Raw genomic sequence first — 15,658 nt, forward strand, 5'->3', positions numbered from 1 at the left:
GAGGGACCGCTTCGGGAACAGGACAGAAAGGCGAGTGAGGTCGAGATGGCAGCGTCCGATTACGGCTGGGACGGCGAGCGCGGGATCTTCGTCCATCCGGGGAGCACCCCCTACGTCAGCGGACCCCGCCCGCTGCCGCAGAGCCTGGACTACCTGGAGGAGCGCGAGTACGCCTCGGGGATGACCGTCGAGGGACGCTGGCCGACCGTCGTCCGGCTGACCCACACCTGGCAGAACGTGGTCGACATGGGCGGCCGGCGTTACATGTTCCACTACTACCGGCACGCGCTGAACATCTACGACATCACCGATCCGACCGGGCGGGACCTGATCCTGGAGAAGCGGTACGCCCCGGAGGAGGGTGAATTCGGTGCCGCCGCCATCGGCTACAACGAACGGCTCGGTGCCTGGATTCTGATCCAGTGCTTCGAGGTGCCCCGCACCTACGGGCAGGACTCCAACAAGTACGCCGACCCGGCGGTGCTGTCCCGGCTCATGTCGGTCCCTGGCTTCCGGGGGTTCCGGGTCTACGAGCTGACCAGCCCCACCGAGTGGAAGCTGCTCGCCGAGGTGCCGACCGGGCCGGTCGATCCGGTCACCGGCATCCACCAGGGCTCCGGTGGCGTCGACACCCCCGGCTACGACGGCGGGCGGTACCTCTACATTTCGGCCGCACCCGACGACAGCTTCATCAACCAGGAGTTCGCCACCTACCCGTACACGCCGGCGCAGCTGATCTACGACGTCGCCGACCCGGCCAACCCGCAGCTCGTCTCCACCTGGTGGGTGCCCGGGCAGCGGGCCGACGAGGTCGAGGCGTACCGGGCGTGGAGCCGGCACGGCAACCGGAACTCGTGGATCGGTGCCCGGGTGCCCACCTCGGTGCCGGTCCCACTGGACCGGGGCGGCCGGTACGGCTACGCGGTGATGGGCGGCCTCGGTCTGTACATCCTCGACCTCGCCGATCCGGCCCGACCGGTCGTCACCGGCCACCTGGAACTCCCGGAGAGCTGGGCCGGCATCGAGGGTGACGTGGTGGACACCGGCCGGATCGGGTCCCGGGGCGTCGTGCTGATCAACGGTGGTCCGATGAACGAGGACGGGTACGAACCGTACAAGGAGGTGTACGTCGTCGACGTCGCCGATCCGACGGCGCCCCGGATCATCTCGACCCTGCCCCGGCCGCTGCCGCCGCCGGAGGCGCCGTACCCGGACTTCGTCTTCCGGCGGGGCAAGTTCGGCCCGAAACGGTTCGGGTCCAACGCCCACCCGGGCACCCCGGACCCGAACCTGACGCTCTACTCGTTCGGCAACGCCGGGGTGCAGATGTTCGACCTGACCGACCTGCGGTCCCCGGAGCGGGTCGGGTACTTCGTGCCCCGGATGACCGACGACCTCGACAACCCGCGGTCCTACCTGGTGCCGACCGAGAGCATCTTCGTCGAGTGGGACCGGCGGCTGGTCTGGGCCTTCACCAACTCCGGCATGTACCTGCTGACCAGCCCGCTGCTCGGCGACCCGCGCCCGGACGCGCTGACCCTGGACCGGTCGTCACGATGAGCGGTCCCCGCGCCGAGACCGGTCACACCGCCGACCTGATCCTGGTCAACGGCGAGATCACCACGACGGCCGAGGCGACGCCGGGGGCCGGTGGCGCACCGGCGGCCGTACCCGATCGGGTGTCCGGGCTCGCGGTGCGCGCGGGACGGGTCCTCGCGGTCGGCTCCGACGTTGACGTCCGGCGGTACGCCGGCGCCGCCACCCGGGTCGTCGACCTGGGTGGGCGGTGCGTGATCCCCGGCCTGGTGGACAATCACATCCACTTCGTCCGGGCCGGCCTGACCTGGAACGCCGAGCTGCGTTGGGAACGTTGCCCCAGCCTGGCCGCCGGGCTCGACACGATCGCCGAGGCGGCGAGGTCGGGCCCCCGTGACGAGTGGGTCCTAGTCATCGGTGGCTGGAACGAACGCCAGTTCCCGGAGGGCCGCGGCCCGACCCGGGCCGAACTTGACCGGGTGGCGCCGGAGCATCCGGTCCTGGTCCAGATGATGTACGACTGGGCGCAGGTCAACACGGCCGGGATGCGGGCGGCGGGGATCACCGTCGAGGAGGCGCACCGGGCCGGGGCGCACCTCTTCGAGTGGGACGGCGACGGCCGGCTGACCGGCCGGGTGCTCGGCATGCCGGGCTGCAAGTGGCTCTACGCCCGGCTGCCGGAACAGACCCCCGAGCAGCAGGTCGCCTCGACCGCCCGGCTCTCCCGGGACCTGAACCGGTTCGCGGTGACCGCCCTGATCGACGGCGGCGGGGTGAACACCGGTCCCGATGTCTACGACGCCGTGTACGAGGCGGACCGCCGGGGCGAACTGACCGTACGCACCTTCCTGACCGTGCACGCCTCGGCGCGCGGCCGGGAGCGGGAGGAGATCGCCGGCTACCTGCGGTACGGGCGGCGCCGGCACGGCAGCGAAACGTTGCGCCTGCTGGGATTCGGTGAGGTTGTCCTCTATGGACTGCATGACCGGGTGCACACCCGGGTGGACGTCACCGACGCGGACCGGGCGGAACTCACCGAGCTCTTCACCGCCCTGGCGACCGGGGGCTGGCCGGTCCAGATGCACGCCCACCGCCCCGAGGTGATCGAGACGATCATCGCCGCCTGCGAGACGGTGAACGCGCGGGTGCCGCTGGCGCCGCTGCGCTGGGGCATCGTGCACGGCGAGATGATCGACGCCGGCCAGGTGGGCCGGATCCGGGCGGTTGGTCTCGGCGTACTCACCCAGAGCCTGCTGCGGTTCCTCGGCGACCAGATGATCAGCGCCTTCGGGGCGGACCGGGTCCGGTCGGCACCACCGCTGCGGGCACTGCTCGACGCCGGGGTGCCGGTCAGCGCCGGCACCGACGCGATGCGCGGCGCCTCCTACGACCCCTTCACCTCGCTGCACTTCTATCTCACCGGTCAGACGATCGGGGGCGACCGGATCGTCGCCCCCGAGAACCTGCTGAACCGGACCGAGGCGCTGCGCCTCTACACCCGGGGCAGCGCCTGGAACTGCTTCGCCGAGCACGAGATCGGCGCCCTGTTGCCGGGCTTCCGGGCCGATCTGGCGGTCCTCTCCGACGACTACCTCACCGTCGACGTGGACCGGATTCCGACGTTGGAGTCCGAACTGACCCTGCTCGGCGGCCGCCCGGTCCACCTGTCCGGCGACTTCGCGGCCGGCCCGCTGGCCGCCGATCCGACTTCGGAGGAGAGCCGATGAGCCGCAGACTGCTGATCCAGGGTGGCCACCTGGTGACCATGGACCCGGACCTGGGCGACCTGCCCCGGGCCGACATCCTCGTGGTCGACGACCGGATCGCCGCGATCGGGCCGGAGCTGCCCGCCGACGACGCCGAGGTCGTCGACGCCGCCGGAACGGTGGTCATCCCCGGTTTCGTCGACACCCACCGGCACACCTACCAGTCGCTGGTCCGGGCGCTGCTGCCGAGCTGCACCCTCGGCGAGTTCATGGGCACCATCTTCAACAGCGTCGCCCCCGCCTACACCCCGGAGTTCATGCGGCTCGGCAATCATCTCGGTGCCCTCGACGCGCTCGACTCCGGCATCACCACGATGGTCGACTGGTCGCCGAGCGAGACTCCGGAGCACGCCGACGGCGCCATCGAGGGCCTCCGGTCGGCCGGCATCCGGGCCATGTACGCGCACGGCATGCCGGCCGGTGGCCAGTGGTGGTACCGCAGTGAGCTGAACCATCCGGCCGACGCCCGCCGGATCCGGGCCGAGCACTTCGCCAGCGACGACTCGCTGCTCACCATGGCCCTCGCCCTGCGTCAGCCGGGCAACGTGGTGGACGCGGTTGCCACCCACGACTGGAACCTCTCCCGGGAGCTGGGGGTCCGCGTCTCGGTGCACACCGCGATGCGCTCCGGCGGCGCCACCGGCAGCCCGATCCGGGAACTGCACCGGCTCGGCCTGCTCGGCCCGAACACCACCTTCATCCACTGCACCACCACATCGGACGAGGAGATCGCGATGATCGCCGACTCTGGCGGATCGGTCTCCATCGCCCCGTACGTCGAGATGGTGATGGGGCACGGCCTGCCCCGGATCACGGCGATGCTCGCCCACGGCGTGCCCCCGACGTTGAGCGTCGACACGGTGACCACCTCGCCCGGTGACATGTTCACCCAGCTGCGGACCGCGCTCGCCCTCGGCCGGGCCGAGGCGCTGCCGGCGGACCCGGAGGGTGCCTTCACACCGACGCTGACCCACCGCGATGTGCTCCGGCTCGCCACCATCGACGGCGCCGCCGCATGCGGCCTGGACTCCCGGACCGGGAGCCTTACCCCGGGCAAGGCGGCGGACATCGTGCTGGTCCGGGCCGACACGATCCGCACCCTGCCGTTGCGTGACCCGGCCGGGATCGTGGTCTCCTGCGCCGACCGGGCGGACGTGGACACCGTCCTGGTCGCCGGAGTGCCGCGCAAGCGGGCCGGCCGGCTGGTCGGAGTGGACCTGGCTCGACTGCGGGAGCAGGCCGCCACCGCACACGAGGCGATCCTCGCCTCCGCCGGGCTGGGGGCGGCGTGACCGACCGGTGGATCCGCAACGCCGTCGGCGGGGAACTCGTCGAACCCGACGAGCGCGCCTTCGACGCCGTCGACCCGGTCGACGGCCGGGTCTTCGCCCGGGTGCACGAGGCCGACGCCGACCTGGTCGACCGGGCGGTCTCGGCGGCCCGCGCGGCACTCGACGGCGGCTGGGGCGGTTGGCGGCCGGCGGCCCGCGCCGAGTTGCTGCGCCGGGTCGCCGACCGGATCGAGGAACGGGCCGAGGAGTTCGTCGCCGCGGAGGTGGCCGACACCGGCAAGCCGGTCGACGAGGCCCGCCGGCTGGACGTGGCCCGCGCGGTCGCGAACTTCCGGACCTTCGCCGGGATCGCGACCGAGGCCGGGCAGCCGTCGTTCCTGACCGACCTGCCCGACGGCCGGCAGGCTCTCAACTACGCCGTCCGCTCCCCGCTCGGCGTCGTCGCGGTGATCGTGCCGTGGAACCTGCCACTGCTCCTGCTGACCTGGAAGGTCGCCCCGGCGCTCGGCTGCGGCAACGCCGTCGTCGTCAAGCCCAGCGAGGAGACGCCGTCGACCGCGACGCTGCTGGCGGAGGTGCTGGCCGAGTGCGGGCTGCCGTCCGGCGCGTACAACGTGGTGCACGGTTTCGGGGTCGGTTCGGCCGGCGAGTTCCTGGTCCGCCACCCCGGCGTCGACGGCGTCACCTTCACCGGCTCGTCGGCGACCGGCTCCGCGATCATGCGGGACGTGGCGCCCCGGGTCCGGCCGGTCTCGTTCGAGCTGGGCGGCAAGAACGCGGCCCTGGTCTTCGCCGACGCCGACCTCGACCTCACCATCGCCGGGCTGACCCGTTCGGTCTTCGCCAACACGGGTCAGGTCTGCCTCTGCACCGAGCGGGTCTACGTGCAACGGCCGATCTTCGACGAGGTCGCCGGCCGGCTCGCCGACGCCGCCCGGGGGCTGCGGCTCGGCCGCCCGCAGGACCCGCGGACCACCACCGGCCCGCTGATCTCGGCCGGGCACCGGGACAAGGTGCTTTCCTACTACCGGGCCGCCGCCGACTCCGGCGCCACCCTGCTCGCCGGTGGTGGGGTACCCGCCCTCGGGTCCGAACTGGACAGTGGGTGGTGGATCGAGCCGACCCTCTGGAGCGGGCTGACCAACGCCGACCGTCCGGTCCGGGAGGAGATCTTCGGGCCGGTCGCCGCGCTGATCCCGTTCGACACCGAGCAGGAGGCGGTGGCGCTCGCCAACGACACCGAGTACGGCCTCGCCGCCGCCGTCTGGACCACCGACCTGAGCCGTGGGCACCGGGTGGCGCAGCGGATGCGGGTCGGCATCTCCTGGGTCAACACCTGGTTCCTGCGCGACCTGCGCTCGCCGTTCGGTGGCCGGGGACTCTCCGGCATCGGCCGGGAGGGTGGCGAGTTCTCCGCCGACTTCTACACGGAGCTGACCAACGTATGCGTACAGATCTGACCGCCCGGGCGGTGACCGCGCTCGCGGGCGCCGCCGCCACCGGGGCCCCCTGCGAGCCGGTCCGGACCCTCATCGGCGAGACCGATCTGGACGCCGCGTACGCGGTGCAGTCCGCCCTGATCGACGACCGGGTCGCCGCCGGCGCCCGGATCGTCGGCCGCAAGATCGGCCTCACCTCGCCGGCCGTGCAGCGCCAGTTCGGCGTCTACCAGCCGGACTTCGGCACCCTGCTCGACGACATGGTGCACAGCCACGCCCAACCGGTGCCGCTCCCGGCGTTCCTGCAGCCCCGGGTGGAGGCCGAGGTCGCCTTCGTCCTCGGCACCGACATCACCGTCGAACAGCCCTCGGTGGCGGACGTGCTGCGGGCCACCGACTTCGTCCTCGCCGCGATCGAGATCGTCGACTCCCGGATCCGGGACTGGGACATCAGGATCACCGACACCGTCGCGGACAACGCCTCAAGCGGCGCGGTGGTGCTCGGCACCACCCCGTACCCGCTCGCCGGTCTTGACCTGGCCGAGATCGGCATGGTGCTGGAGGTGGACGGCGAACCCGCCTCGACCGGCGCCGGCTCGGCCTGCCTCGGCAGCCCGGTGACGGCGGTGGTCTGGCTGGCGCGGGAGTTGAGCCGCCGGGGCACACCGCTGCGGGCCGGCGAGATCGTCCTCTCCGGGGCGCTCGGCCCGATGGTGCCGGTCACCGCGCCCGGCCGCTACCGGGCCCACCTCGCCGGACTCGGATCCGTGGAAGCAATCATCGCGGGGGAGACGCCGTGAGTCGGGTACCGGTCGCCATCCTCGGGTCGGGCAACATCGGAACCGACCTCCTCTTCAAGATCAAGCGACACTCCTCGACCCTCACCGCCATCGCGATGGTGGGGGTGGACCCGAACTCCGACGGCCTGGGCCGAGCCCGCCGGCTCGGCCTGGCCACCACCGCCGACGGCATCGACGGCCTGCTCGCCCTCCCCGAGTTCGGCCCGGCCCGGGTGCTGCTCGACGCAACCTCCGCCGGGGCGCACGCCCGGCACGCGGAGGTCGCCGCCAAGCACGACAAGCTGATGATCGACCTGACCCCGGCCGCGATCGGCCCGCACGTCGTCCCCCCGGTCAACCTGGACCAGCACCGCGACGCCACCAACCTGAACATGGTCACCTGCGGCGGACAGGCCACGATCCCGGTGGTGGCGGCCGTTTCCCGGGTCACCCCGGTGGCGTACGCGGAGATCGTCGCCTCGATCGCGTCGCGCTCGGCCGGGCCCGGCACCCGGGCGAACATCGACGAGTTCACCGAGACCACGGCGCGGGCGATCGAGACGGTCGGCGGGGCGCGGCACGGCAAGGCCGTGATCGTGCTGAACCCCGCCGAACCACCGATCGTCATGCGGGACACCGTCTACTGCTTCGTCGCCGATTCCACCGACCTCGCCCTTCGGGAGGCGATCCGCCGGTCGATCGAGGCGATGGTCGGCGACGTCCACGGGTACGTGCCGGGCTACCGGCTCAAGCAGGCGGTGCAGTTCGACCCGGTCGACATCCCGTACCTGCCGGCGCTGGACGGGCCGTTCCGTGGCCTACGGGTCAGCGTCTTCCTGGAGGTGACCGGCGCCGGGCACTACCTCCCGGCGTACGCCGGGAACCTCGACATCATGACCTCCGCCGCCGTCCGCGCGGCCGAGCGGATGAGCGAGCTGCGCGGGTGGGTGACCGGATGAGGACATACATACAGGATGTGACGCTCCGCGATGGGATGCACGCCATCGGACACCAGTATCCGGTCGCCGCCGTACGCCGGATCGTGGCGGCTCTCGACGCGGCGGGCGTGGCCGCGATCGAAGTTGCCCACGGCGACGGTCTCGGCGGGTCGAGCGCGACCTACGGTTTCGGCGCGCACACCGACGAGGCATGGCTCACCGCCGCGGCGGAGGAGATCTCCCGGGCCCGGCTCACCACCCTGCTGCTGCCCGGCATCGGCACGATCCGGGACCTGGCCCGCGCCCGCGCCCTCGGGGTCACCAGCGTCCGGATCGCCACCCACTGCACCGAGGCCGACATCTCCGCCCAACACATCGCCTGGGCGCGTGAGCACGGCATGGACGTCGCCGGGTTCCTGATGATGAGCCACCTGAGCCCGCCGGCCGAGTTGGCGGCGCAGGCCCGGCTGATGGAGACGTACGGCGCGCACTGCGTCTACGTCACCGACTCCGGTGGCCGGCTGACCACCCGCGACGTCGCCGACCGGGTGGACGCGTACCGGCAGGTGCTCGACGCCGAGACCGAGGTCGGCATCCACGCCCACGAGAACCTCTCCCTCTCGGTCGCGAACAGCCTGGCCGCCGTCGAACACGGCGCCTACCGGGTCGACGTCGCACTCGCCGGGCAGGGCGCCGGCGCCGGCAACTGCCCGGCCGAGCCGTTCGTCGCCGTCGCCGACCTGCTCGGTTGGGAACACGGCTGCGACCTCTTCGCGCTCCAGGACGCGGCCGAGGAACTCGTCCGACCCCTGCGGACCCGCCCGGTGCAGGTCGACCGGGAAACCCTCACCCTCGGGTATGCCGGTGTCTACAGCAGCTTCCTGCTGCACGCCGAACGCGCGGCGACCCGGTACGGCCTGGACACCCGGGAGATTCTCGTGGAGATCGGCCGCCGAGGGCTGGTCGGAGGTCAGGAGGACATGATCGTGGACGTGGCGCTGGACCTGCTCTCCGCCGCCCGCGCCGAGCCGGAGGTGGCCAGGTGAAAACGCCGATCGACGTGGCCTGGGCGGCCCGGCACCTCGACGACGCCCAACGGGGCGCCACCGCCGTCACCCAGCTCACCGCCGCCGGTGAGCTGGACGTGGCGCGGGCGTACGAGATCCAGGCGGCGGCGTACCAGCTCCGGCTCGACCGGGGCGAGCGGGCCTCCGGCGTCAAACTCGGCTTCACCAGCCGCGCGAAGATGGCCCAGATGGGCATCTCCGAGATCATCGTCGGCCGGCTCACCGAGGAGATGCGGATCGACGACGGCGCCGAGGTCGACCTTGATGGCCTGATCCACCCCCGGATCGAGCCCGAGATCGCCTACCTGCTGGCCGAGGAGATCGACGGCGTCGATCCGGGTGGCCCGGCGCCGTCGGCCATTGCCGCCGTCGCCCCGGCCCTGGAGATCATCGACTCTCGGTACCGGGACTTCTCGTTCACCCTGCCCGACGTCGTCGCCGACAACGCCTCCTCGGCCCGGTACGTGCTCGGCCCCTGGACCGCGCCCGACCGCGACGTCGGCAACCTCGCCGTACGGCTCGACGTGGCCGGCCGGACCGTCGAGATCGGCTCCACCGCCGCCATCCTCGGGCACCCGACCCGGGCGCTGCGCAAACTGGTCGGACTCGCCCGGTCGTTGGGGGTCCCGCTCCGGGCCGGCCAGGTGATCCTCGCCGGGGCGGCGACCTCCGCCGCGCCGCTGGCGCCCGGCCCGGCGGAATGCGCCATCGCCGGACTCGGCCGGGCCGGCGTCCGTGGGATCCGCCATGCCTGACGTCCCGTCCCACCCGGAGACCCCCGTCGCCGCTGCATCCACGGTGGCGAAGGCCGGCGGCGCCCACCTGGTCGCCGACCTCGCCGTGCCACGGGGCCGGTTCCCGCACGCCCGGGCGGCCGGCGGGTTCGTCTTCGTCTCCGGCACCAGCGCCCGCCGCCCGGACAACAGCATTGCCGGGGCGAGCGCCGATGCCCTCGGCACGGCGAGCCTCGACATCCGGGAACAGACCCGGGCGGTCCTCACCAACATGTCGGCGATCCTGGCCGCCGCCGGTGCCTCACTCGCCGACGTCGTCCAGGTCACGACCTACCTGGTCTCGATGAACGACTTCGGTGGCTACAACGAGGTGTACGCCGAGTTCTTCGACGAGTCGGGGCCGGCCCGGACCACCGTGGCGGTGCACCAACTGCCGCACCCGCATCTGCTGATCGAGATCCAGGCCGTCGCGTACGCGCCGACGGGCCACCGACCGAGGAGTTGAGATGACCGACATCACCGCGACCGAGAACTTCGACAGCTGGGTCAGGGAGCACGGGCACCTGCTCAGGCCACCGGTCAACAACCGGGCGATGGCAACCGGCCAGGACTTCATCGTCCAGGTGGTCGGCGGGCCCAACCAGCGTACTGACTTCCACGTCGACCCGTACGAGGAGTGGTTCTACCAGCTAAAAGGGAACATGCACGTCAACCTGATCACCGAGGACGGCCCGAAGACGGTGCACATCCGCGAGGGTGAGGTCTGGCTGCTGCCTCGCGACGTCCCGCACTCTCCGCAACGGCCGGAGGAGGGTTCGATCGGGCTGGTGATCGAGCGGGTCCGGGAGGAGGGCACCCTGGAACGGTTCCAGTGGTACTGCCTGAACTGCGCGGCCCTGGTGCACGAGGTCGAGTTGCAGGTGCGGGACATCGTCCAGGACCTGCCCCCGGTCTTCACCGCGTTCTACGAGGACACCGAGGCCCGTACCTGTGGGGCCTGCGGCGAACTGCACCCGGGCAAGGGCTGACGCCGGTGACGGGGGCGATCGACGTCCACACCCACTACGTGCCGCGCGGCTGGCCCGATCTCGGGACGGCGGCCGGGGGCGGGGACAGGTGGCCGTGGCTGCGGGTCACCTCCGAACGCGATGCCATGATCATGGTCGGGTCCGAGGAGTTTCGTCGGATCGGTGCCGACTGCTGGTCCGGTGAGCTGCGACTGGCCGAGATGGACCGGACCGGTGTCGCGATCCAGGTGGTCTCGCCGACCCCGGTCTTCTTCTGTTATGACCGCCCCCCGGAGCAGGCGGTACGGGTCGCGCGGATCTTCAACGACCTCGCGCTTGAGATCTGCGCGGCCGATCCGTCCCGGTTGCTGCCGTTTTGCCAGGTTCCCCTCCAGGACCCGGACGCCGCCCGCGCCGAACTCGACCGCTGCCTGGCGGCCGGGCACCGGGGGGTCGAGATCGGCAACCACGTCGGGGACCGCGACCTCGACGACGACGGGATCGTGGCGTTCCTCCAGCACTGCGCCGAGCGGGACGTCCCGGTCTTCGTACACCCGTGGGACATGCCGACCTCGCCCCGGTTGGGGCGGTGGATGGCACAGTGGCTGACCGGAATGCCGGCCGAGACCCACCTGTCGATCCTGGCGATGATCCTGGGCGGCGCCTTCGACCGGCTGCCCCCGTCGCTGCGGATCTGTTTCGCCCACGGCGGCGGGTCCTTCGCGTTCTGGCTCGGCCGGATGGAGAACGCCTGGCACCGTCGACCGGACGTGGTGGGCACCTCGTCGCGTCCACCGTCGGAGTACCTGGACCGCTTCTACGTCGACAGCGTGGTCTTCGACCATCACGCGCTGCGGCTCCTGGTGGACGTCGTCGGTGTCGACCGGGTGATGCTCGGCTCCGACTATCCGTACCCGCTCGGCGAGCACCCGGCCGGGCAGGTCATCCGGGAGAACCCGCTGCTCGTCGCCGATGAACGGGACGCGCTCCTGGCCGGAAACGCCCGCACCTTCCTCGGTCTCGGCTAGGGCCAACGCCGCTCAGTTGGGTGTGGGTGTGGTGCTGACTCCGTGCGTTGGGAGGACAAGCAAACAGCGGTGACCCTCACGCTGGCTGTATGCGCGTGTAGCCGGTGTGCAGGTCCGGAGGCGAAAGTCGCGTGGTGGAGATTTCGTTTTCCAGATTTCCGACTGGCAAAGGAACGGACCTTGTCCATGACACCGACGTCTCACGCAGTCCAGTCCCGCCAGGACCTGGTCGACAAGCTGGTGCACCGCGCGATCCCGCCGACCGACGCCGCACTGGCGCGTGAGCTCGACAGGCAGATCGAGGACTGGATCGAGTCCGTTGGCATCTTCGCCGGTCGTACCGATGTGCACGACACACGGTTCGGCTTGTTCGCACTGCTGACGCATCCGTCGGCGTTGAACGTCGACCTCCTGTTGCTGGCAGCGAAGAATATCGCAACGCTCGTGGCCTGCGACGACTACTACTGTGACGACGAGGCGTTGGGGGCCGACCCGCTGCGGACAGCCCCCAGGCTGTCGCGGGCACTGAGCATCGTGGATCCGCCCAGCACTTTGCACCGATTCGAGGCGTTGCTGGCCGAGGAAACGAGAAAAGACCCCATCCTTCGTGCTCTCCGGGAAACACGCTCGGAACTCGCCGGCCGTGCGACGCCGGCACAGATGGGCCGCTACGAGCACGCCACCATCGCGATGTTCATGGGAATGTCAGCCGAGGCGATGTGGCGCTACGCCCGGGACGACCTGCCGTTATGGGAGTACCTGTCCCATCGTCAAGCGAACAGCGGGAAGCCGTGTCTGTCGATCATCGACGTCGTAGGTGGCTACGAAGTTCCGCCCGACGCGTACTACCACCCTGATGTGGCCAGGGCAATCGACCTGGCCAACGCCCAGATCCTCATAGTGAACGACCTCTACTCCACGAAGGGGGAGCGCACCTCAGCGCCTGGCAGCGCTGACGTCGTCACGATCCTTATGAGGGAGAGGTCGTGCGACCACGCCGAGGCCGCCCAGGCCGGCGTGGCCATCCACAACGAGATCGCCACGGAGTACCTGGCACTCGTCGAGAACGTCAAAACTGAGGGCGGCCCGACGCTGAGCCGGTTCATGGCGGATCTGACGGGGTGGATCAGCGGGAATCTGCGGTGGCACCTGGAGTCCGGCCGCCATCGCGACTGACGCCGGTACCGCACTTGCGTAACGGCGATACGTACATCCGGCTAGCTGCCGGGTCCGAGGGTGGTGAGCACCCCCTGACGCCACGTGCAGGAGCGATCGCCTTGCCCGCGCAAACTGCCGACGACTTGGCCACCGCTATGCAGCGGATCCGCCGACTGGAATTTTCTGCGGCGCATGCTCGGCAGGCGTACGGCGTCCTCGTAGTGGTGCGATTTCCGGACTGAGTCACTCTCCACACACCTGGGCCAAACGGACTTGCAGAGGTGCGCGACTAGACCTTCCCACCCGCCTTGGGGGCGCAGATGCCGTTCCGGACGGTGTTGCAAACCAGAACGTGACCATTGAGCGCTACGGCGAGATTGTGTGGTTTCGCAACGGCTGATCTGTCTGCTTGTGGAAAAAGTCACTGATTTCTGGCATGGAACCGCTTGGCCCTCAATCTGGCCGGGCTGACGATTCATGCCTCAACGGGATACGCAACAGCGAGGAGCGCCACCATGGGAGCGCAGCATCCCCAGAGCGTCCGGGCCGGGTTGACCGGAGGGCCCCGCCGACCGCTAGCCGTACGTCCGACGCGCCTGTGGAGTTACCCGCGGAAGGGCCGCACGGCTCAGACCAGACGAGCAAGAGGCTCGTCACTTTTGGTGACGACAGTGTGATGTTCGGACCGTTCGGGCCCCGCCGAATCACCTACGCCGATAACACCGCGTCCGGGCGGTCCCTCGCGCTTATCGAGGATGTTGTCCGTGAGCGGGTCCTTCCCTGGTATGGAAATACGCACAGCGATACGTCGGAAACGGGCCGTCGCACTACTGCCTTGCGCGAGGACGCACGTCGCATCATTCGCGACGTCGTGGGTGGTACCGACGAACATGCGGTGATCTTCACAGGTTCGGGAGCTACCGCCGCTGTCGACAAGTTCATGCGGATCCTGGGACTGCACGTCGTATCGGACCTGGACCGGCGGCTCGGGCTGACGGCCTCGCCCCGCACCGAGGTGCCGGTGATCTTCGTCGGACCCCACGAGCATCATTCCAACGAGCTCCCCTGGCGCGAGTCGGTCGCCGACGTGGTGCGCATCGGCGAGGACGCTCAGGGCGACCTCGACCTCGCCCAGCTACGCGACGAGCTGGTGCGGTACGCGGATCGCAGGCTGCGCATCGGTGCCTTCTCAGCGGGATCCAACGTCACCGGTGCGCTGGCCGACGTCAACGCGGCATCTGAGCTGTTGCACCGCCACGGCGCTCTCGCCTGCTGGGACTATGCGGCGACCGCACCGCACCGCGGCGTCACCATGACCGGTGCACCCGGACGACCAGCCTCGTACCATGACGCGGTGTTCCTATCGCCGCACAAGTTCCTCGGCGGCCCGGGCACACCAGGAATCCTGGTGATCCGCCGCGAGCTGATCAACAACGACGTGCCGACCATGCCGGGAGGCGGCACTGTCGACTTCGTAGGCCCCACCGTCCGGCTGTACACCCAGGACGCCGCGCAACGCGAGGAAGGCGGCACTCCCGCCATCATAGAGTCCATCCGCGCCGGGATGGTCTTCCAGCTAGCCCACGAGATCGGCTTCGACGTGATCCGCGGTCGGGAGACGCATCGCGTACGCCGGGCTATCGCGGCCTGGCGACGCAATCCGGCAATCGAGATCCTTGGCGACCTCGACAAGGACCGGCTTCCGATCGTGTCGTTCCTCGTACGAAGGCCAGACGGAAAATTGGTACACCATCATCTGGTCGTAGCCCTGCTCAATGATCTCTTCGGCATTCAGAGCCGAGGCGGCTGCTCGTGTGCCTCCTCGTACGGTCATGAGCTGCTCCACATCACCCAAGAGCAGTCACGGAGATACGCCGACCTGGTTGCCGTCGGACGGCTCGGTGCGCGTCCTGGCTGGACCCGCGTGACGTTCGGATTCGATCTTTCCGAGGAAGCCACCGACTACCTCATCGCGGCGGTCGACCTGGTGGCCACGCACGGATGGCGCATGGTCCCGCTGTACCGGTTCGACGAAACCACCGGATCCTGGGCACACCGCGACACACGTGCCAGCACCCACCGAATAGCCGACCTACTGGATGATCATGCGCACGAGGACCGGATCGTCGTGGGGTCCAACGACGTCTACGCCGAGTATCGGGCGGCCGCCACAGCGATCTTCGAATCGCCGCAGTTGTTCAACCAGCCTTCGCCCGGCTAAGCCGGCGCACCGGGTGGGTCGCTGACCGCGCACAACCGCGACGCTGGGCTGATCGACTTCGAGGAACACCTACTCGATCGGGAGCGTTCCTGGGCCGGCACCGGCGGTCGAACTTTGCCAGATCCCGGCTACGGGTTCCTCGGCGACTACCGCCGGCATGTCAAGGACCGGATCAACGCCCTGATGGCACTCGCGGATCACACCTGCGTGCCAGCGCCACTCGAAACGTACCTCATCCCGAGAGCGCTCCTGTACGGCCGTGACCACAAGGGGATGCCGAGCTGGCCGGTCATCGTGCATCGCATCGGCGTCCTACTCGCCGATCCGGGCCATCCACAGTGGCGCGATGACCGTCGTGGGCATCAGGCGCTCGAAGAACTCCGGCAGATCACCGCCAACGGCGACCTCAGCGCGACCCTGCTCACGGATCCGTCCCTCCTGCCGCAGGAAGTCCTCGATTGGCTGAGCGACCACCTGCTGCACTGCGCCGGTCCGCCGTACGGTCCGGGATGGCCAGCCGGCCGCTGACCGTACCACCACCGGTTCCGTCAACGTCGGCCAGGCCGCGTACGAGCACCGGTGGCACTGTCTGCAGCGGGTCACCGGGGACGAGGCGCCGGTGCAGGCGTGTGACGCCGAACGTGCCGCCATGTTCGTCGACGATGCCGATCGTGCGCAGCCGCCGCAGCAGTT

The 15,658-nt window shown here is 70.1% G+C and carries 14 protein-coding genes and 1 pseudogene; all 15 read left to right on the forward strand.

Features of this window, described 5'->3' with window-relative positions:
- The first annotated feature begins 45 nt into the window (after positions 1–45).
- The 15 genes and pseudogenes from O7627_RS14840 to O7627_RS14910 all read left to right on the forward strand — a co-directional run bounded on the left by O7627_RS14840 (position 46) and on the right by O7627_RS14910 (position 15,493).
- A complete protein-coding gene (locus O7627_RS14840) occupies positions 46–1,560 on the forward strand; it encodes a hypothetical protein (protein ID WP_278094091.1) in 1,515 nt (504 codons plus the stop codon).
- The gene (locus O7627_RS14845) at positions 1,557–3,263 is read left to right on the forward strand and encodes an amidohydrolase (protein ID WP_278094092.1); all 1,707 of its coding nucleotides are present in this window, start codon (positions 1,557–1,559) and stop codon (positions 3,261–3,263) included. The genes O7627_RS14840 and O7627_RS14845 overlap by 4 nt, the downstream gene beginning before the upstream one ends.
- Positions 3,260–4,594 (forward strand): amidohydrolase family protein, encoded by a 1,335-nt coding sequence (locus O7627_RS14850; RefSeq protein WP_278094093.1) that lies wholly within the window; start codon positions 3,260–3,262, stop codon positions 4,592–4,594. The genes O7627_RS14845 and O7627_RS14850 overlap by 4 nt, the downstream gene beginning before the upstream one ends.
- Positions 4,591–6,054 (forward strand): 2-hydroxymuconic semialdehyde dehydrogenase, encoded by a 1,464-nt coding sequence (locus O7627_RS14855; RefSeq protein ID WP_278094094.1) that lies wholly within the window; start codon positions 4,591–4,593, stop codon positions 6,052–6,054. The genes O7627_RS14850 and O7627_RS14855 overlap by 4 nt, the downstream gene beginning before the upstream one ends.
- A complete protein-coding gene (locus O7627_RS14860; RefSeq protein ID WP_278094095.1) occupies positions 6,039–6,833 on the forward strand; it encodes a fumarylacetoacetate hydrolase family protein in 795 nt (264 codons plus the stop codon). Before O7627_RS14855 ends, O7627_RS14860 begins: the two co-directional genes overlap by 16 nt.
- Complete coding sequence (locus tag O7627_RS14865) at positions 6,830–7,771, forward strand: acetaldehyde dehydrogenase (acetylating) (RefSeq protein ID WP_278094096.1); 942 nt, start codon at positions 6,830–6,832, stop codon at positions 7,769–7,771. Before O7627_RS14860 ends, O7627_RS14865 begins: the two co-directional genes overlap by 4 nt.
- Positions 7,768–8,796, forward strand: coding sequence for a 4-hydroxy-2-oxovalerate aldolase (gene dmpG, locus O7627_RS14870; RefSeq protein ID WP_278094097.1), 1,029 nt, complete (start codon positions 7,768–7,770; stop codon positions 8,794–8,796). Before O7627_RS14865 ends, dmpG begins: the two co-directional genes overlap by 4 nt.
- Before the next feature lie 8 nt (positions 8,797–8,804).
- Positions 8,805–9,572: a fumarylacetoacetate hydrolase family protein gene (locus tag O7627_RS14875; RefSeq protein ID WP_278098288.1), complete on the forward strand. Its 768-nt coding sequence runs from the start codon at positions 8,805–8,807 to the stop codon at positions 9,570–9,572.
- On the forward strand, positions 9,565–10,056 hold the full coding sequence (locus O7627_RS14880) for a RidA family protein (protein WP_278094098.1): 492 nt from the start codon (positions 9,565–9,567) through the stop codon (positions 10,054–10,056). The genes O7627_RS14875 and O7627_RS14880 overlap by 8 nt, the downstream gene beginning before the upstream one ends.
- A 1-nt stretch (position 10,057) precedes the next feature.
- Positions 10,058–10,579, forward strand: coding sequence for a 3-hydroxyanthranilate 3,4-dioxygenase (locus O7627_RS14885; protein ID WP_278094099.1), 522 nt, complete (start codon positions 10,058–10,060; stop codon positions 10,577–10,579).
- Entirely contained in the window at positions 10,549–11,586 is a 1,038-nt protein-coding gene (locus O7627_RS14890; protein WP_278098289.1) for an amidohydrolase family protein, read from the forward strand. Before O7627_RS14885 ends, O7627_RS14890 begins: the two co-directional genes overlap by 31 nt.
- Positions 11,587–11,772: 186 nt before the next feature.
- A complete protein-coding gene (locus O7627_RS14895; RefSeq protein WP_278098290.1) occupies positions 11,773–12,762 on the forward strand; it encodes a hypothetical protein in 990 nt (329 codons plus the stop codon).
- A gap of 5 nt (positions 12,763–12,767) precedes the next feature.
- Positions 12,768–12,920: pseudogene (locus tag O7627_RS14900) on the forward strand (IS5/IS1182 family transposase); the annotation flags it as partial.
- A 500-nt stretch (positions 12,921–13,420) separates the two neighbouring features.
- Positions 13,421–14,965 carry an aminotransferase class V-fold PLP-dependent enzyme gene (locus tag O7627_RS14905; protein WP_278094100.1) on the forward strand — a complete coding sequence of 515 codons (1,545 nt, stop codon included), beginning with the start codon at positions 13,421–13,423 and terminating at the stop codon, positions 14,963–14,965.
- A gap of 183 nt (positions 14,966–15,148) precedes the next feature.
- A complete protein-coding gene (locus O7627_RS14910) occupies positions 15,149–15,493 on the forward strand; it encodes a hypothetical protein (protein ID WP_278094101.1) in 345 nt (114 codons plus the stop codon).
- Positions 15,494–15,658 lie beyond the last annotated feature (165 nt).

This window comes from Solwaraspora sp. WMMD1047, assembly GCF_029626155.1.
In the GTDB taxonomy this organism is placed as follows: domain Bacteria; phylum Actinomycetota; class Actinomycetes; order Mycobacteriales; family Micromonosporaceae; genus WMMD1047.